The organism is Pseudomonas aegrilactucae, from assembly GCF_019168305.1.
Classification (GTDB): Bacteria; Pseudomonadota; Gammaproteobacteria; order Pseudomonadales; family Pseudomonadaceae; genus Aquipseudomonas; species Aquipseudomonas aegrilactucae.
The window spans coordinates 25826-43064 of sequence record NZ_JAHTBI010000072.1 but is presented as its reverse complement, the minus strand read 5'-3'; the positions used below and the strand labels follow the sequence as shown (position 1 = coordinate 43064).

Here is a 17239-nt window from a genome sequence, read left to right as displayed (position 1 = left end):
TTGGCTGCCAAGAAAAAACCTGCACCCAAGCGCGGCGCCAGCCGCTACCAGGCACCGGCCAAGCAACCGATTCCGGGCTGGATGTGGCTGGCCATCGGCCTCACGGTCGGTGCCTTCATCGTGTTCCTGATGAAACTCGAGCCCAGCCGTGACGAGGTCAAGCGCACCAAGCCCGAGGCCCAGCAGAAGGCCGAGAAGATCGCCGAGGCGAACAAGACTGCGCCCAGCCCGCAACAGCCGGTCAAGCCCAAGTACGACTTCTACACCCTGCTGCCCGAATCGGAAGTGATCGTGCCGCCGGAGGCGGTGCCGGAGAAAACCCCGCCGGTACCGGCGCAACCTCCGGTGACCCCGGCCGAGGCGGCCAAGATCGACACCGCACGCGCACAGGCCGCACTGCTGGGGCAGACGCCACCACCGGCACCCGAGGTGATCAAGCCGGCCGCCACCACGCAGTTCTATCTGCAGGCCGGCTCGTTCCGCAAGCAGGCCGATGCCGACAAGGTACGTGCCCAGATCATCCTGCTAGGCCAGGCGGTCAAGGTGGAGTCCGGCACGGTGAAGGAGGAAACCTGGTACCGCGTACTGGTCGGCCCGTTCAGCAACCGCGAGCAACTGACCGTGGCGCAGAAGCAACTGGCAGGCAGCGGCTTCAGCAACCTGCTGTTGCAGCAGCGTCAGACCCGCCAGTAACCCCGGCGATCAGCGGCCCGCACCTTGCGGGCCGCTGCCTTTCAGAAGCGCGCCTGCGCATTCTTGAGCGACACCTGGGTATTCAACGTCCAGAAGTCATACAGCACCCCGAGCAGGAACAGGCCACCGGTGAACAGGTAGATCACGCCTGAGATCCACTTGCCCTGGTACATGCGGTGCACGCCGAACACACCCAGAAAGGTCAGCAGCACCCAGGCCACGGTGTAGTCCAGCGGGCCGGCCTGAAAGCGCAGGTCGGCTTCACGGTCCATCGCCGGCACCAGGAACAGGTCGATCAGCCAGCCAATGCCGAGCAGGCCAAGGGTGAAGAACCAGATCGTCCCGGTCACCGGCTTGCCGTAGTAGAAACGGTGCGCACCGGTAAAGCCGAAAATCCACAGCAGGTAGCCGATGATCTTGCTGTGGGTGTCCTGCGGATGTGCACTCTGCTGATAACTGTTCATTCATAGCCTCTGGGTTTTAGAGAAAAATTTTCTAAGAAAAGATGTGACTTTTGCGTGACGACCCGACGTATGGCACCGCCGCAATCGACCAACGGATCAGAATTTGATCAAAAAGCTGTTATAAAGTTGCGCGCTTAACCACGAAGAGCCCTGCCCATGCGTCCATTTTTCAAGACATGGCTGACTGTTTGCCTATTATTGCCACTGGCCGCTCACGCCACCAACCGTGAGCAACGTCTACCCACTGGTTTTTCCGTCCATACCACCAACACCAGTGCCGTGCGCTCGACCAAGGTCAGCCACACGCAGGTTTCCAAGGCCCGCGCCCGCTCGACCCAACCGGTTGCGCTGATGCCGGCCAAGCAGAGCAGCGACGTACTCAGCCGCGCCGTGAATGTGCTCGGCACACCCTACCGCTGGGGCGGCAGCAGCCCGAGCAAGGGCTTTGACTGCAGCGGCCTGGTCAAGTACGCCTTCAATGACATCGATGAGGTCGACCTGCCGCGCACCTCCAATGCCATGGCCAGCGGCCATGGCGTCAAGGTCGAGCGCAAGGACCTCAAGCCCGGCGACCTGCTGTTCTTCAACATCAAGAGCCGCCGCGTCAATCACGTGGCCATCTACCTGGGCAACGACCGCTTCATCCACGCCCCGCGGCGCGGCAAGCGGGTCAGCATCGACACGCTGAACAAGCCGTACTGGCAGAGCCACTATGTGGTCGCCAAGCGCGTGCTGCCCAAGGAACAGCCACAACAGCAACTGCGCCTGGCCAAGCGCTAGAACAGTTCGGGCGAGCGTGCGTTCGCCCGGGCCGCCTCACGATTGATCACCCCGCGCCTCACCAGGCCCTGCAGGCAAGCGTCAAGGGTCTGCATGCCAGCGGCCGCACCGGTCTGCATGGCCGAGTACAGCTGCGCCACCTTGCCCTCGCGAATCAGGTTGCGCACGGCCGGGGTGGCCAGCAGTATCTCATGTGCCGCCACCCGCCCGCCGTCCACCTGCCCCACCAGTACCTGCGCCACCACTGCCTGCAGCGACTCGGCGAGCATGCTGCGGACCATGGCCTTCTCGTCGGCGGCAAACACCTCCACCAGGCGGTCGATGCTGCTGGACGCCGAGCGCGTGTGCAGGGTCGCCAGCACCAGATGACCGGTTTCGGCAGCGCTCAGGGCCAGGCGAATGCTCTCAAGGTCGCGTAGCTCACCGAGCATGATCACGTCCGGGTCCTGGCGCAGCGCGGCACGCAAGGCCTGCGCAAAGCCCTTGCTGTGCCGACCGATCTCGCGCTGGCTGAGCCGGCTGCGCACCGGGCTGTGGATAAATTCGATGGGGTCTTCGAGGGTCAGGATGTGCAGCCCGCGCTGGCAGTTGAGGTGATCGACCAGTGCCGCCAGGGTGGTCGACTTGCCCGAACCGGTGGCGCCGGTGACCAGCACCAGCCCGGCGGGCTGCTCGGCAATCTGGCGAAATACATCAGGCAACTGCAGCGTCGCCAGGCTCGGCACCGTGTCGGGTATCAGGCGCAGCACCGCCGCCGCCCCTTGCAACTGGACGAACGCATTGACCCGAACACGCCCCTGGCCGGGCAAGGCCACGCAGAAGTCCAGATCCTGAAGGGTTTCGTAATCCTTCAATTGCTGCGGGCTCATGAGCTGCCCGAGCAAGGCCTGCATTGCACCCACGTCGAGTACCGCCAACCCGAGCGGCTCAATCGCTGCGCCACGGCGAATCATCGGTGCAGTACCCGCCGCCAGGTGCAGGTCGGAGGCGCCCTCCCTGAGCGCCAGGGCCATCAGCCCGGTCATGTCCATAAGACTCCCCAAACATCGCCAAGCAGGTAGAATGCCGCAGACCCGAACAGCCGCTGGCGTTGATCCATGTCCACCATAGCAGACAACCTTTCCACGCTCGCCGAACGCATGCGCAGCGCTGCGCAGGCCGCCGGGCGAGCGCCCGAGCACGTGCGGCTGCTGGCCGTGAGCAAGACCAAACCCGCCGCAGCGGTGCGCGAGGCGTATACGGCCGGTGTACGCGACGTGGGCGAAAACTACCTGCAGGAAGCCCTGGCAAAACAGCTCGAATTGTCCGACCTGCCCTTGACCTGGCACTTCATCGGCCCCATTCAATCGAACAAGACCCGAGCAATCGCCGAACATTTCGACTGGGTACATTCGGTGGACCGACTGAAAATCGCACAACGCCTGTCCGAGCAACGCCCTGCCGAGCTGCCCGCACTCAACGTGTGCCTGCAGGTGAATGTCAGTGGCGAAACCAGCAAGTCCGGTTGCAATCCCGACGAACTGCCCGCACTGGCCCAGGCCATCGCAGCCTTGCCGCGCCTCACGTTGCGCGGCCTGATGGCAATCCCCGAACCCACCGACGACCCGGCCGCCCAGGCGGCGGCGTTTGCCCGCGTGCGCGAGCTGCAGGCCGGCCTGAACCTGGGCCTGGACACGCTCTCGATGGGCATGAGCCATGACCTGGAGGCGGCGATTGCCCAAGGCGCCACCTGGGTACGCATCGGCACCGCGCTGTTCGGTGCCCGCGACTACGGCCAGGCCTGACCCCATGCATTGTTCACCTTCTTCGACCAAGGACCTGACATGAGCACGACTCGTATTGCCTTCATCGGCGCCGGCAACATGGCCGCCAGCCTGATCGGCGGCCTGCGCGCCCAGGGTGTGGACGCTGCGCAGATCCGCGCCAGCGACCCGGGTGCCGAAACCCGCGCCAGGGTGCACGCCGAACACGGCATCCAGCTGTTCGAGCACAACGCCGACGCCGTCGACGGCGCCGACGTGGTGGTCATCGCGGTCAAGCCACAAGCCATGAAAGGCGTGTGCGAAGCCCTCAAGCCCAGCCTCAAGCCCGAGCAACTGGTGGTGTCGATCGCCGCCGGCATCACCTGCGCGAGCATGAACCGCTGGCTGGGCGCGCAACCGCTGGTACGCTGCATGCCCAATACCCCGGCGCTGCTGCGCCAGGGCGTCAGCGGCCTGTACGCCACCGAGCAGGTATCGGCGGCCCAGCGCGCCGAAGCCGAGCAACTGCTGTCGGCCGTCGGTATCGCCCTGTGGGTCGACAGCGAAGCACAGCTGGACGCGGTGACCGCCGTCTCCGGCAGCGGCCCGGCGTATTTCTTCCTGCTGATCGAGGCGATGACCGCGGCCGGCGAAAAACTTGGCCTGTCCCGCGAAATCGCGGCCAAACTGACCCTGCAAACCGCCCTGGGCGCCGCGCACATGGCCGTTACCAGCGACGTCGACGCCAGCGAGCTGCGCCGCCGGGTAACCTCGCCCAACGGCACCACGGAAGCGGCGATCAAGTCGTTCCAGGCCGAGGGTTTCGAGGCGCTGGTAGAAAAAGCACTGGGCGCCGCGGCGCACCGCTCGGCCGAAATGGCCGAACAACTGGGCAAATAAGGAGCTCTGCATGAATGCACTTTCTGGCGCCGCGATCTTCGTGGTGCAAACACTGGTCAGCCTGTATCTGGCCATCGTTCTGCTGCGCTTCGTGCTGCAGCTGGTCAAGGCCAACTTCTACAACCCGCTCAGCCAGTTCGCCGTGCGCGCCACGCAACCGCTGCTCAAGCCGATCCGACGCGTAGTGCCCAGCGTGTTCGGGCTCGACACCTCGTCACTGATCCTCGCGATCGTGATCCAGGCGCTGCTGATGGCCTTCGTGCTGATGCTCACCTTTGGCACCATCGGCGATATTCCGCACCTGCTGATGTGGTCGGTGATCGGCGTGACCTCGCTGTTCCTGAAGATCTTCTGGGTCGCCATGATCGTGATGGTGATCGTCTCGTGGATCGCGCCAGGCAGCCACAACCCCGCAGCGGAGCTGGCCTACCAGATCAGCGAGCCGGTCCTGGCACCGTTTCGCAAGCTGGTGCCGAACCTGGGCGGCCTGGATATTTCGCCGATCTTCGCCTTTATCGCGATCCAGGTGTTCCAGTCGTTCGTGATGCCGCCGCTGGCGGCCTACGCCGGCATGCCGCAAGAACTGTTCCGCATGATCTGAGCACCACCGCGCCCCCAACCTCAAGCCGCGCCATGTGGCTTGCCGCTGGGGGTGGCGGTCTTTAGACTTACGCCTCATTCAAGCGTGAGCAGGGTCGATGTCCACTGTCTTTCCCGAAGATTCGGTCGGTCTGGTAATTCCGCAACTGGCGCAGTTCGATGAGCCCCTGGCACTGGCCTGTGGTCGCTCACTGGCCTCCTACGCGCTGATCTACGAAACCTACGGCACCCTCAACGCCACGGCCAGCAACGCCGTGCTGATCTGCCATGCGCTGTCGGGGCACCATCACGCCGCCGGCTACCACAGCGCCGACGACCGCAAGCCGGGCTGGTGGGACAGCTGCATCGGCCCGGGCAAGCCGATCGACACCAACCGCTTCTTCGTGGTCAGCCTGAACAATCTCGGCGGCTGCAACGGCAGCACCGGCCCCAGCAGTATCAACCCGCTCACCGGCCAGCCCTACGGCGCCGACTTCCCGGTACTGACCGTGGAAGACTGGGTGCACAGCCAGGCCCGCCTGGCCGACCGCCTGGGCATTGCCCAGTGGGCGGCCGTGGTCGGCGGCAGCCTGGGCGGCATGCAGGCGTTGCAATGGACCATCACCTACCCCGATCGCGTGCGCTATTGCCTGGACATCGCCTCGGCACCCAAGCTGTCGGCACAGAACATCGCGTTCAACGAGGTGGCGCGCCAGGCCATCCTCACCGACCCGGACTTCCACGGCGGCTCGTTCCAGGCTGAAGGCGTGATCCCCAAGCGCGGCCTGATGCTGGCGCGCATGGTCGGGCACATCACCTACCTGTCGGATGACTCGATGGGCGAGAAATTCGGCCGTGAACTCAAGAGCGACCAGCTCAACTACGACTTCCACAGCGTCGAGTTCCAGGTCGAAAGCTACCTGCGCTATCAGGGTGAGGAGTTTTCCGGGCGTTTCGACGCCAACACCTACCTGCTGATGACCAAGGCCCTGGACTACTTCGACCCGGCCGCCGCCCATGGCGGTGACCTGGCCGCGACCCTGGCCCACGTCACCGCGCAGTACTGCGTGATGTCGTTCACCACCGACTGGCGTTTTTCGCCGGCGCGCTCGCGCGAGATCGTCGATGCACTGATCGCCGCGCGCAAGAACGTGTGCTACCTGGATATCGACTCGCCCTATGGCCACGATGCCTTCCTGATCCCGACCCCGCGCTATATCACGGGATTCACGAACTACATGAACCGCATCGTCTGCTGAGGACCCCATGAGAGCCGACCTGGAAATCATCCAAGACTGGATCCCCGCCGGTAGCCGGGTACTCGACCTCGGTTGTGGTACTGGCGAGCTGCTGGCTTCGCTGCGCGACACCAAGCAGGTGGCGGGCTACGGCCTGGAAATCGACCCCGACAACATCGCCCAGTGCGTGGCCAAGGGCGTCAACGTCATCGAACAGGACCTGGACAAGGGCCTGGGCAACTTCGCCAGCAACAGTTTCGACGTGGTGGTCATGACCCAGGCCCTGCAGGCCGTGGAGTACCCCGACCGGATCCTCGACGAAATGCTGCGCGTGGGCCGCCAATGCATCATCACCTTCCCCAACTTCGGCCACTGGCGTTGCCGCTGGTACCTGGCCACCAAGGGTCGCATGCCGGTCTCGGACTTCATGCCGTATACCTGGTACAACACGCCGAACATCCACTTCTGCACCTTCGAGGATTTCGAGGCACTGTGCAGCGAACGCCGGGCCCAGGTGCTCGACCGTCTGGCGGTCGACCATATGCACCGGCATGGGTGGGCGAGCAAGCTATGGCCTAATCTTCTAGGGGAGATCGGCATTTACCGTGTCAACAGCCCGGGCCTGCAGGAACACAAGGTCGCGGTTTAACCCACCCACTGGAGCAGACAGATCATGGGTCGCTTGTTGAGTTTTTTACTGGTCGCCTGCCTGAGCGCGACGGCCATCGCAGCAGACGCCATCAAGGGCGAGCGCAAGGAAGTCTTCGGTGACACCACGGTGCACTACAGCACCTTCATCTCCACCTTCCTGCAGCCGGACGTGGCCAAGGCAGCGCAACTGGTGCGCAGCAAGAACCAGGGGGTGATCAACGTGTCGGTGATCAAGGGCGGCAAGCCGGTGGTCACCCAGGTCAGCGGTACCGTCAAGGACCTGACCAGCCACTCGGTGCCGCTCACCTTCAAGCAGATCAACGAACCCGGCGCGGTCTACTACATCGCCCAGTTCCCGGTGCCGCAGCAGGAAACCCGCACGTTCACCCTTACCGTAGGGGTTGACGGCAAGACCGAAACCATCAGCTTCAACCAAGAGCTTTTCCCAGGCCAATGATGAACATCCAGCAACTCGTACTGGCCAGCCACAACGCTGGCAAACTCAAGGAACTGCAGGCCATGCTCGGTGACACCGTGCAGCTGCGTTCGATTGGCGAATTCAGCAGCGTGGAGCCGGAAGAGACCGGCCTGTCGTTCGTCGAAAACGCCATCCTCAAGGCGCGCAACGCCGCCCGCATCTCGGGGCTGCCGGCACTGGCCGACGACTCGGGCCTGGCGGTGGACGCTCTCGGTGGCGCGCCGGGCATCTATTCGGCGCGCTATGCCGACGGCCAGGGCGACGCGGCCAACAACGCCAAGTTGCTGGACGTCTTGAAGGACGTGCCGGATGCCCAGCGCGGCGCGCAGTTCGTGTGCGTACTGGCGCTGGTGCGCCATGCCGACGACCCGCTGCCGATCCTGTGCGAAGGCCTGTGGCACGGGCGTATCCTGCACCAGGCCAGCGGTGCCCACGGCTTTGGCTACGACCCGCTGTTCTGGGTGCCGGAGCGCGACTGCTCGAGTGCCGAGCTGGCCCCGGCCGAGAAGAACCTGATCAGCCACCGTGCCCGCGCCATGAGCCTGCTGCGTCAGCGTCTGGGCCTGCAATGACCGATCACACGCCGGCACAGCCACTGCACCTGGGCGAGGCTGGCTTTACTTCCCATGCACCGCGGGCGGCGCTGCCACAGTTGCCGCCGCTGGCGCTGTACATCCATATCCCGTGGTGCGTGCGCAAATGCCCGTACTGCGACTTCAACTCCCACGCCGCCACCCCCGAGCTGCCGGAAGCCGCCTACGTCGACGCCCTGCTCGCCGACCTCGACCAGGTGCTGGGCACGGTGTACGGGCGCCCGATCAGCTCGATCTTCTTCGGTGGCGGTACCCCGAGCCTGTTCAGCGCCGATGCGCTGGGCCGCCTGCTGGCGGGCGTGGAGCAGCGTATCCCGTTCGCCCCCGACATCGAGATCACCCTGGAAGCCAACCCCGGGACATTCGAGCAGGAGAAGTTCAAGGCCTACCGCCAGCTGGGCATCAACCGCCTGTCGATCGGCATCCAGAGCTTCCAGCAGGCCAAACTGCAGGCGCTGGGGCGCATCCACAACGGCGACGAGGCCGTGCGTGCGGCCGCCATGGCGCGCGAGGCCGGGTTCGACAACTTCAACCTGGACCTGATGCACGGCCTGCCCGACCAGTCCCTGGACGATGCGCTGGGCGACCTGCGCCAGGCCATCGCGCTCAACCCCACGCACCTGTCGTGGTACCAGCTGACCCTGGAGCCCAACACGGTGTTCTGGAACCAGCCGCCCGAGCTGCCCGAGGACGACATCCTGTGGGATATCCAGGAGGCCGGGCAGGCACTGATGGCCGCGCATGGCTACCGCCAGTACGAGGTCTCGGCCTATGCCCAGCCTGGCAGGGCGGCGCGGCACAACCTCAACTACTGGAGCTTTGGCGACTTCATCGGCATCGGTGCCGGCGCGCATGGCAAGCTCAGCCATCCGGACGGGCGCATCCTGCGCACCTGGAAGACGCGCCTGCCCAAGGACTACCTGAACCCGGCCAAGCCATTCACTGCCGGCGAGAAGCTGCTGACGGTGGACGAGCTACCGTTCGAGTTCCTGATGAATGCCTTGCGCCTGACCGAGGGGGTGGACGCCGAGCTGTTTGCCCAGCGCACCGGGCTGGCGCTGGAGCAACTGGCGGCGGCGCGGCGTGAAGCCGAACAAAAGGGCCTTTTGCAGGTCGAACCGACGCGACTGGTCGCGACCCCGCGCGGCCAGTTGTTCCTCAACGACCTGCTGCAGTATTTCTTGACCTAAGGATAGCGAATGGACCTGGTACTCGACCTGCTTTCGACCGTCTCCCGCTGGAGCCGCAGCAACCTGTCGGAAATCTCTCTGGCGCTTGTAGGCTGTTTGCTGGTGCTGTTCGGCACCGACATCAAGGGCTGGGTCGAACAGCGCCTGGGCGGGCTGGCAGGTGCATTGCGCGTGCCGTTCATGGCCCTGCTGGTGCTGATCGGCAGCGGCGCGGCGCTGATCTATGCGACGCCGTGGGTGGTGCGCGGGCTGAGCCAGTTCAACAACTATGCGCTGGCGCCGGTGTTGCTGGTGGTGCTGGTGTTGCTCGGCGTGGTCGCTGACCGCCGCTGAAAGCTTCGCTGGCAAGCCAGCTCCCACAGGGTTTGGCGGTGTTCGTACATCCCCTGTGGGAGCTGGCTTGCCAGCGAATAGCCGTTATGCGGTCTTAAGCCAATTTCTCGAACTTCAGATCCCACACCCCATGCCCCAAGCGCTCGCCACGGCGTTCGAACTTGGTGATCGGGCGCTCGGCAGGGCGTGGTACGCACTTGCCGTCTTCAGCCAGGTTCCTGTAACCCGGCGCGACATTCATCACTTCCAGCATGTACTCGGCATACGGTTCCCAGTCGGTCGCCATATGGAACACACCGCCCACCTTCAGCTTGCTGCGCACCAGCTCGGCAAACTCCGGCTGCACGATGCGACGCTTGTGGTGACGGCTCTTGTGCCACGGGTCCGGGAAGAACAGCATCAGGCGATCGAGGCTGTTGTCGGCCACGCACGTGTTCAGCACTTCGATGGCATCGCAGTCATACACCCGCAGGTTCTTCAGCCCCTGGGTCAGCACGCCATTGAGCAGCGCCCCCACACCCGGACGGTGCACCTCCACACCGATGAAGTCCTGCTCCGGCGCAGCAGCGGCCATTTCCAGCAGGGAATGGCCCATGCCGAAGCCGATTTCCAGGGTACGCGGCGCCGAGCGGCCAAATACCTGGTCGTAGTCCACCGGGCTGTCGGCCAGCGGCAGCACGAACAACGGCGCGCCCTGGTCCAGGCCACGCTGCTGGCCTTCAGTCATGCGACCGGCACGCATCACGAAACTCTTGATGCGGCGGTGTTGGCGTTCTTCGCCTTCGGCGGTGATCGGCGATTCTTGCGATTCAGTCATCAGGGGCTCTTACTTGATCAGACCATCCAGCGGCGACGAGGCGCTGGCATAGAGTTTTTTCGGCATGCGGCCGGCCAGGTAGGCCAGACGGCCGGCAACGATGGCGTGCTTCATGGCCTCGGCCATCATCACCGGCTGCTGGGCATGGGCGATGGCCGAGTTCATCAGCACCGCCTCACAGCCCATTTCCATGGCGATGGTAGCGTCGGAGGCGGTACCCACACCGGCATCGACCAGCACCGGCACCTTCGATTCCTCGAGGATGATGCGCAGGTTGTACGGGTTGCAGATGCCCAGCCCGGTACCGATCAGGCCGGCCAGCGGCATGACCGCGATGCAGCCGATTTCGGCCAGTTGACGCGCGATGATCGGGTCATCGCTGGTGTAGACCATCACATCGAAGCCGTCCTTGACCAGCACTTCGGCGGCCTTGAGGGTTTCGATCACGTTGGGGAACAGGGTCTTCTGGTCGGCCAGCACTTCAAGCTTGACCAGGTTGTGCCCGTCGAGCAGCTCACGCGCCAGGCGGCAGGTGCGCACGGCTTCGATGGCGTCATAGCACCCGGCGGTGTTCGGCAGGATGGTGTAGCGATCCGGCGGCAATACGTCGAGCAGGTTCGGCTCACCCGGGTTCTGGCCCAGGTTGGTACGGCGCACCGCGACGGTGACGATCTCGGCACCCGAGGCCTCGATGGCCAGGCGGGTTTCTTCCATGTCGCGGTACTTGCCAGTACCGACCAGCAGGCGCGACTGGAAGGTACGACCGGCCAGCGTGAAGGGCTTGTCGCTACGAACGTTGCTCATCGGTAATCCTCTTGAAGGTTGAGGGACTTGCAGGTGGATCGCGTGGGCCTAGCCGCCGCCAATGGCGTGAACGACCTCGACCTGGTCGCCTTCGCGCAGGGCGGTAGCGTTGTGCTGGCTGCGCAGCACGATGCCAAGGTTCAGCTCCACTGCCACCCGGCGACCTGCAAGGTCCAGCCGGCTCAGCAGGGCCGCGACGGTTTCGCCATCGGCCACTTCGAAAGGTTCACCGTTCAATTGAATGCGCATGCGCACGGCCGCCATTATTTTCAGGGGCCCGCATTCTAGCCCCTATCCGGGCCTGAACCCAAGGCCGGGCAACGCCATTCGTCTCGATTTGGACTCGCGGGTCAGCCCAGTCGCCAGGCTGCAAGGCCCAGGCACAGCCAGCCGCCGAGGAACGCCAGGCCGCCAAAGGGGGTGATGATGCCGAGCTTGCCGATGCCGCTCAGGGTCAACAGGTACAGGCTACCGGAAAACAGCACGATCCCCAGGCAGAACAGACCACCGGCCCAGGCCACCAGCCGCCCCGGCAGGTGCACCGAGATCACCGCCACCGCGAGCAGGGCCAGCGCATGCACCAGCTGGTAGGTCACACCAGTGTGGAAGATGGCCAGGTACTCGCTGCTCAGGCGCCCCTTGAGGCCATGGGCGGCGAAGGCGCCGAGGGCCACCCCGGTAAAACCGAAAACGGCGGCGAGCGACAGGAAGCTGCGAAGCATGCGGAAGACTCCTAGGGGGCACAGGGTCTGTATAATGGCCCGCTCATTCGGTTCGGCCAAGCCATCTCTATGCTGTCATCCCTGATCCGCCGCCTCACCCGCGCCCTGCTCTGGTTTGCCGGCGCCAGCGTGTTGCTGGTCCTGCTGTTTCGCTGGGTGCCACCGCCAGGCACCATGCTGATGGTCGAGCGCAAGGTCGAGTCCTGGTTCAATGGCCAGCCCATCGACCTGCAACACGACTGGCGACCATGGGACGAGATATCCGACGAGCTCAAGGTGGCGGTGATTGCCGGTGAAGACCAGAAATTTGCCGGGCACTGGGGGTTCGACTTCACGGCGATCCAGGCGGCGCTGGCGCACAACGAGCGCGGCGGGTCCATTCGCGGGGCCAGTACCCTGAGCCAGCAGGTAGCCAAGAACCAGTTTCTGTGGGCCGGCCGCAGCTGGTTGCGCAAGGGGCTGGAAGCGTGGTTTACCGCCTTGATCGAGCTGCTGTGGTCCAAGGAGCGGATCCTGGAGGTGTACCTCAACAGCGCCGAGTGGGATGACGGGGTGTTTGGTGCCCAGGCAGCGGCGCGACATCACTTTGGCACCGATGCGAGCAAGTTGACTCGCCAGCAGGCCAGCCTGCTGGCCGCGGTGCTGCCGAGCCCGCGCAACTGGAGCGCGAGCCGGCCGAGCAGTTATGTGGCGCGACGGGCGGGGTGGATCCGCCAGCAGATGAGCCAACTGGGCGGTAGCGGCTACCTGGTGCAGCTGGATGAGACGCGCAAGGCGCCGTGGACCAACTGATAAGGCGCAGGCATTAAAAAACCCGACCTGAGTCGGGTTTTTTGTTGGCCCCTTCGCTGGCCAGCTCCCACAAGGATTGCGGTGATCCTGTGGGAGCTGGCTCGCCAGCGAAGGGGCCAGTACAGGCGATAAAAAGATCAGGCCGCGATCAGGGCTTTCACCTTGTTCATGGCATTCTTCTCCAACTGCCGGATACGCTCCGCCGACACGCTGTACTTGGCTGCCAGGTCGTGCAACGTCGCCTTCTCTTCGGCCAGCCAGCGCTGGTACAGAATGTCGCGACTGCGATCGTCCAGGCCTTGCAGCGCCTCGTGCAGGTTGCTCGAGGAGTTGTCGCTCCAGTCTGCATCCTCCAGCTGGCGCGCCGGGTCGTAACGGTGGTCTTCGAGGTAGTTGGCCGGCGACTGGAACGCGCTGTCGTCGTCCGCCTCGGCTGCCGGGTCGAACGCCATGTCCTGACCGGTCAGGCGGCTTTCCATCTCGCGTACTTCACGCGGCTCGACACCCAGGCTTTCAGCCACCCGGTGCACTTCATCGTTGTTCAGCCAGGCCAGACGCTTCTTCTGGCTGCGCAGGTTGAAGAACAACTTGCGTTGCGCCTTGGTGGTCGCAACCTTGACGATGCGCCAGTTGCGCAGGATGAACTCGTGAATCTCGGCCTTGATCCAGTGCACGGCAAAGGACACCAGGCGCACACCCATCTCGGGGTTGAAGCGCTTGACCGCTTTCATCAGCCCGACGTTGCCTTCCTGGATCAGGTCGGCCTGGGCCAGCCCGTAGCCCGAATAGCTACGTGCGATATGTACGACAAACCGCAGGTGGGCGAGCACCATCTGCCGAGCCGCCCCCAGATCCTGCTCATAATAGAGACTCTCGGCCAGTTCACGCTCCTGCTCGGGTGTCAGCAGTGGAATGCTGTTCACCGTATGAACATAAGCCTCCAGGTTCGCACCCGGGACCAAGGCATACGCAGGTTGCAACGAAGTGGTCATACGAAAAAACCTCCGACTCACTGAACTTGTGCCATCAGGCACTGCCACCATTGACCGGGAACCCCGAAACAAGTTCCCTGAAACGATAAAGCCAGGTGGTGGCAAAAAGACTCTTATCGCGGTGCAAGCTCACGCAAATGCCGAGCGACCGCAATCCAAGCACCGATATACCCTAACAACACTGCACCAAGCAAGAGCGATAGGCCATCGGCTGACGGAACCCCGGCCAGCGCGAAATCACTGCCGTACAGGCCGGACACCCCGATAACCGCGTCATTCAGCCAGTTCAGGCCGAACGCCAGCACGCCCCAGGATAGAACACCGGCCCCCAGGCCATACAGCGCGCCCATGTACAGGAAAGGCCGGCGCACATAGCTGTCGGTGCCGCCCACCAGCTTGATCACCTCGATCTCGGTGCGGCGGTTCTCGATGTGCAGGCGAATTGTGTTACCAATTACCAACAGCAGCGCCGACACCAGCAGTACCGTCAGGCCGAACACGAAACGGTCACCCAGCTTGAGGATCGCCGCCAGGCGCTCGACCCACACCAGGTCCAGCTGGGCCAGCTCGACCTTGGGCAACTCGGCCAGGCGCTGGCGCAGGGCCTCCAGCGCCGGCTTGTCGACTTCGGCCGGGGTCACCACGATCACCCCTGGCAGCGGGTTCTCCGGCAATTCGCGCAGGGCATCGCCCAGCCCGGACTGTTGCTGGAACTCGTTCAGGGCCTGTTCGCGGCTGACATAGTCGGCCTCGGTCACCCCCGGCAAGCCCTTGATCTGGGTGCGCAGGGCTTCGCCCTCGTGGGCGCTGGCATCGAGCTTGAGGTACAGCGAAATCTGCGCGGCGCGCTGCCACGAACCGCCCAGGCGCTCGACGTTGCTCAGCAGCAGCGACAGCCCCATGGGCAGGCTCAGTGCCACCGCCATCACCAGGCAGGTGAAGAAACTGCCGATCGGCTGCTTGCCCAGGCGACGCAGGCTGTCGAGCAGGCTGGAGCGGTGGCTTTCGATCCAGGCGTGCAGCAGGGTGCTGAAATCCGGGCCGTCATCGTCATCACGGCGTTTTTTGTGTTTTTGCGGGGCCGGCTCGGCGGCTTTGGGCGCGACGCGTTCGGACACCTTGGGGCTACGTGATGCACTCATTGCCCGGCCTCCCCATCGCCGATCAGTCGGCCACGCTGCAACGTCAGCATGCGATGGCGCATGCGTGCGATCAGGGCCAGGTCGTGACTGGCGATCAGCACGCTGGTGCCCAGGCGGTTGATGTCTTCGAACACGCCCATGATCTCGGCCGCCAGGCGCGGGTCGAGGTTACCGGTGGGCTCGTCCGCCAGCAGCAGGGCCGGGCGGTGCACGATGGCACGGGCAATCCCGACACGCTGCTGCTGGCCGGTGGACAGGTCACCGGGAAACAGCTCGGCCTTGTCCGACAGGGCCACGCGCTCCAGCGCCGAATCGACACGCTTGGCCACTTCGAGCTTGGACAGGCCAAGGATCTGCAGCGGCAAGGCGACGTTGTTGAACACGGTACGGTCGAACAGCAACTGGTGGTTCTGGAACACCACGCCGATCTGACGGCGCAGGAACGGGATCTGCGCGTTGCTGATCTGGCCCAGGTCTTGCCCGGCCAGCAGCAGCTTGCCGCTGGTGGGGCGTTCCATGGCCAGCAGCAGGCGCAGCAAGGTGCTCTTGCCTGCGCCGGAATGGCCGGTGACGAACAGGAATTCGCCCCGACGTACCCGAAAACTCAATTCATGCAGGCCAACGTGACCATTCGGATAGCGTTTGGCGACCTGTTCGAATCGGATCATGGATGCTCCCGCTCGGCAAACAGTGCTTGAACGAAGGGTTCTGCTTCGAACGTGCGCAGATCGTCAATGCCTTCACCCACGCCGATGTAGCGGATAGGCAGGCCGAACTGCTTGGCCAGGGCGAAGATCACCCCGCCCTTGGCGGTGCCGTCGAGCTTGGTCAGGGCCAGGCCCGTGAGTTCGACGCTCTGGTTGAAGTGCTTGGCCTGGTTGATGGCGTTCTGCCCGGTACCGGCGTCGAGTACCAGCAACACTTCGTGCGGCGCATCGGCGTCGAGCTTGCCGATGACCCGGCGCACCTTCTTGAGTTCTTCCATCAGGTTGTCTTTGGTGTGCAGGCGACCAGCGGTGTCGGCGATCAGCACATCGATGTTGCGCGCCTTGGCGGCCTGCACCGCGTCGAAGATCACCGAGGCCGAGTCGGCACCGGTGTGCTGGGCGATCACCGGGATCTGGTTGCGCTCGCCCCAGACCTGCAACTGCTCCACCGCCGCGGCGCGGAAGGTATCACCGGCCGCCAGCATGACTTTCTTGCCTTCAAGCTGGAGCTTTTTCGCCAGCTTGCCGATGGTGGTGGTCTTGCCGGCGCCATTGACGCCGACCACCAGGATCACGAACGGCTTGTTCTGCGACTGTATCTTCAGTGGTTGCTCGACCGGCTTGAGCAGGTCGGTCAACTCGCCTTGCAGCGACTTGTACAGGGCGTCGGCATCGGCCAGTTGCTTGCGCGCAACCTTCTGGGTCAGGCTCTGCACGATCACGGAGGTAGCCTCGACGCCGACGTCGGCGGTCAGCAGTCGGGTCTCGATCTCTTCGAGCAGGTCATCATCGATGACCTTCTTGCCCAGGAACAGGCTGGCCATGCCTTCGCCGATACTGGCGCTGGTCTTGGACAGGCCCTGCTTGAGACGGGCGAAGAAGCCGGCCTTGGTCTCTGCGGCAGGCACCGGGGCGGCTTGCGGCTCGACGGCGGTTTCGACCACTGCCGCCACAGGGGCTGGGGCCGGAACAACCGGCGCCGGAGAGGGCGCAACCACTACGGGCTCAGGCTCGACCACGGGGACTGGGGCAACGTACTGCGGCTCAGGCTCGGCAACAGGCACTGGCGCAGCATATTGCGCTTCAGGCTCGACCACCGGCGCTGGCGCAGCATATTGCGGCGCTGGTTCGACCACAGGCTCTGGCGCCTGCCGTTCAGGGATCGGCGGAGGCAGATGCGGCTCGAGGTCGGCCACCAGCGCTACCGGCTCTTCAGGCACCGGCAACACCAGGTTGCCCGCCGGGGCCTCGACCACCACCGGCGCCGCTTCGACAGCAACGGGGGCAGGCGCGGGCGCACTCGGGGCGATCGGCTCCAGCGCCTCTGGCACCGGGGTTTCGGGCTGTTCGACAACTGCTTGCTGGGGCTTTTTGCGCAGCCAGCCGAACAGGCCTTTCTTTTCACCGGCCGCGGCCGGGGTCTTTTTGTCGTCGTTGGAACCAAACATGGAAGACGGCTATCTCAGGGTAGCGATGCGCCAGTGTGGCGCCTCAAAATTCTTCTAACGCAGAACAGACTATGGTCAAGCCGACTGGTTCATGCGCAACATTTTGTCGGGACGCCGATAACGCCTCAATCTCGACAGGCATGGTCGTCAGGCAACCGGATCAGTATCCTAGCA

At 64.3% G+C, this 17239-nt stretch carries 21 protein-coding genes and 2 pseudogenes; 13 read left to right on the top strand and 10 right to left on the bottom strand.

The features are described from left to right. On the top strand, positions 1-693 hold the full coding sequence (locus tag KUO17_RS19315; protein ID WP_217977118.1) for an SPOR domain-containing protein: 693 nt from the start codon (positions 1-3) through the stop codon (positions 691-693). A gap of 41 nt (positions 694-734) precedes the next feature. Here KUO17_RS19315 and KUO17_RS19310 read toward each other — a convergent pair whose 3' ends face one another. Further along, a complete protein-coding gene (locus tag KUO17_RS19310; RefSeq protein WP_217977117.1) occupies positions 735-1157 on the bottom strand; it encodes an NINE protein in 423 nt (140 codons plus the stop codon). A 156-nt stretch (positions 1158-1313) separates the two neighbouring features. Here KUO17_RS19310 and KUO17_RS27275 point away from each other — a divergent pair. Both KUO17_RS27275 and KUO17_RS19305 read left to right on the top strand, forming a co-directional pair. Continuing rightward, positions 1314-1410, top strand: a pseudogene (locus KUO17_RS27275) (peptidase P60); the annotation flags it as partial. A gap of 83 nt (positions 1411-1493) precedes the next feature. Beyond that, positions 1494-1937, top strand: a pseudogene (locus tag KUO17_RS19305) (C40 family peptidase); the annotation flags it as partial. Here the strand turns inward: KUO17_RS19305 and KUO17_RS19300 are convergent. Beyond that, the gene (locus tag KUO17_RS19300) at positions 1934-2968 is read right to left on the bottom strand and encodes a type IV pilus twitching motility protein PilT (RefSeq protein WP_217977115.1); all 1035 of its coding nucleotides are present in this window, start codon (positions 2966-2968) and stop codon (positions 1934-1936) included. The pseudogene KUO17_RS19305 and the gene KUO17_RS19300 overlap by 4 nt on opposite strands. A 66-nt stretch (positions 2969-3034) precedes the next feature. On the opposite strand from KUO17_RS19300, the gene KUO17_RS19295 reads away from it, so the two are divergent. The 9 genes from KUO17_RS19295 (at position 3035) to KUO17_RS19255 (ending at position 9641) form a co-directional block, all read left to right on the top strand. Beyond that, complete coding sequence (locus tag KUO17_RS19295) at positions 3035-3721, top strand: YggS family pyridoxal phosphate-dependent enzyme (protein WP_217977114.1); 687 nt, start codon at positions 3035-3037, stop codon at positions 3719-3721. Between the two features lie 39 nt (positions 3722-3760). Beyond that, positions 3761-4579 (top strand): pyrroline-5-carboxylate reductase, encoded by an 819-nt coding sequence (gene proC, locus KUO17_RS19290; protein WP_217977113.1) that lies wholly within the window; start codon positions 3761-3763, stop codon positions 4577-4579. A 10-nt stretch (positions 4580-4589) separates the two neighbouring features. Continuing rightward, the gene (locus KUO17_RS19285) at positions 4590-5180 is read left to right on the top strand and encodes a YggT family protein (protein ID WP_217977112.1); all 591 of its coding nucleotides are present in this window, start codon (positions 4590-4592) and stop codon (positions 5178-5180) included. 97 nt (positions 5181-5277) lie between these two features. Further along, on the top strand, positions 5278-6417 hold the full coding sequence (gene metX, locus KUO17_RS19280) for a homoserine O-succinyltransferase MetX (RefSeq protein ID WP_217977111.1): 1140 nt from the start codon (positions 5278-5280) through the stop codon (positions 6415-6417). A 7-nt stretch (positions 6418-6424) separates the two neighbouring features. Then, entirely contained in the window at positions 6425-7045 is a 621-nt protein-coding gene (gene metW, locus KUO17_RS19275; protein WP_217977110.1) for a methionine biosynthesis protein MetW, read from the top strand. A gap of 24 nt (positions 7046-7069) precedes the next feature. Next, positions 7070-7504: a DUF4426 domain-containing protein gene (locus tag KUO17_RS19270; protein ID WP_217977109.1), complete on the top strand. Its 435-nt coding sequence runs from the start codon at positions 7070-7072 to the stop codon at positions 7502-7504. After that, complete coding sequence (gene rdgB / locus KUO17_RS19265; RefSeq protein WP_217977108.1) at positions 7501-8097, top strand: RdgB/HAM1 family non-canonical purine NTP pyrophosphatase; 597 nt, start codon at positions 7501-7503, stop codon at positions 8095-8097. Before KUO17_RS19270 ends, rdgB begins: the two co-directional genes overlap by 4 nt. Then, positions 8094-9308, top strand: a complete 1215-nt coding sequence (hemW, locus tag KUO17_RS19260; RefSeq protein ID WP_255263679.1) for a radical SAM family heme chaperone HemW — start codon at positions 8094-8096, stop codon at positions 9306-9308. Before rdgB ends, hemW begins: the two co-directional genes overlap by 4 nt. A 9-nt stretch (positions 9309-9317) precedes the next feature. Then, on the top strand, positions 9318-9641 hold the full coding sequence (locus tag KUO17_RS19255; RefSeq protein ID WP_043860129.1) for a DUF3392 family protein: 324 nt from the start codon (positions 9318-9320) through the stop codon (positions 9639-9641). Positions 9642-9735: 94 nt separating this feature from the next. On the opposite strand, the gene trmB is transcribed toward KUO17_RS19255, so the two are convergent. The 4 genes from trmB to KUO17_RS19235 all read right to left on the bottom strand — a co-directional run bounded on the left by trmB (position 9736) and on the right by KUO17_RS19235 (position 11984). Beyond that, a complete protein-coding gene (gene trmB, locus KUO17_RS19250) occupies positions 9736-10458 on the bottom strand; it encodes a tRNA (guanosine(46)-N7)-methyltransferase TrmB (RefSeq protein WP_217977107.1) in 723 nt (240 codons plus the stop codon). A gap of 9 nt (positions 10459-10467) precedes the next feature. Next, positions 10468-11262 carry a thiazole synthase gene (locus KUO17_RS19245; protein ID WP_163949395.1) on the bottom strand — a complete coding sequence of 265 codons (795 nt, stop codon included), beginning with the start codon at positions 11260-11262 and terminating at the stop codon, positions 10468-10470. A gap of 48 nt (positions 11263-11310) precedes the next feature. Beyond that, on the bottom strand, positions 11311-11511 hold the full coding sequence (gene thiS, locus KUO17_RS19240) for a sulfur carrier protein ThiS (RefSeq protein ID WP_217977106.1): 201 nt from the start codon (positions 11509-11511) through the stop codon (positions 11311-11313). A 101-nt stretch (positions 11512-11612) separates the two neighbouring features. Next, positions 11613-11984 carry a DUF423 domain-containing protein gene (locus KUO17_RS19235; RefSeq protein ID WP_217977105.1) on the bottom strand — a complete coding sequence of 124 codons (372 nt, stop codon included), beginning with the start codon at positions 11982-11984 and terminating at the stop codon, positions 11613-11615. 69 nt (positions 11985-12053) lie between these two features. Here KUO17_RS19235 and mtgA point away from each other — a divergent pair, with 69 nt between their 5' ends. Beyond that, a complete protein-coding gene (gene mtgA / locus KUO17_RS19230) occupies positions 12054-12776 on the top strand; it encodes a monofunctional biosynthetic peptidoglycan transglycosylase (RefSeq protein WP_217977104.1) in 723 nt (240 codons plus the stop codon). Between the two features lie 137 nt (positions 12777-12913). On the opposite strand, the gene rpoH is transcribed toward mtgA, so the two are convergent. The 4 genes from rpoH to ftsY form a co-directional block, all read right to left on the bottom strand. After that, on the bottom strand, positions 12914-13768 hold the full coding sequence (gene rpoH / locus KUO17_RS19225) for an RNA polymerase sigma factor RpoH (RefSeq protein WP_217977103.1): 855 nt from the start codon (positions 13766-13768) through the stop codon (positions 12914-12916). Between the two features lie 113 nt (positions 13769-13881). Beyond that, positions 13882-14910, bottom strand: coding sequence for a permease-like cell division protein FtsX (gene ftsX, locus KUO17_RS19220; protein WP_217977102.1), 1029 nt, complete (start codon positions 14908-14910; stop codon positions 13882-13884). Further along, positions 14907-15578 (bottom strand): cell division ATP-binding protein FtsE, encoded by a 672-nt coding sequence (gene ftsE / locus KUO17_RS19215; RefSeq protein WP_163949409.1) that lies wholly within the window; start codon positions 15576-15578, stop codon positions 14907-14909. Before ftsE ends, ftsX begins: the two co-directional genes overlap by 4 nt. Continuing rightward, positions 15575-17065, bottom strand: coding sequence for a signal recognition particle-docking protein FtsY (gene ftsY, locus KUO17_RS19210; RefSeq protein ID WP_217977101.1), 1491 nt, complete (start codon positions 17063-17065; stop codon positions 15575-15577). Before ftsY ends, ftsE begins: the two co-directional genes overlap by 4 nt. Between the last annotated feature and the right edge of the window lie 174 nt (positions 17066-17239).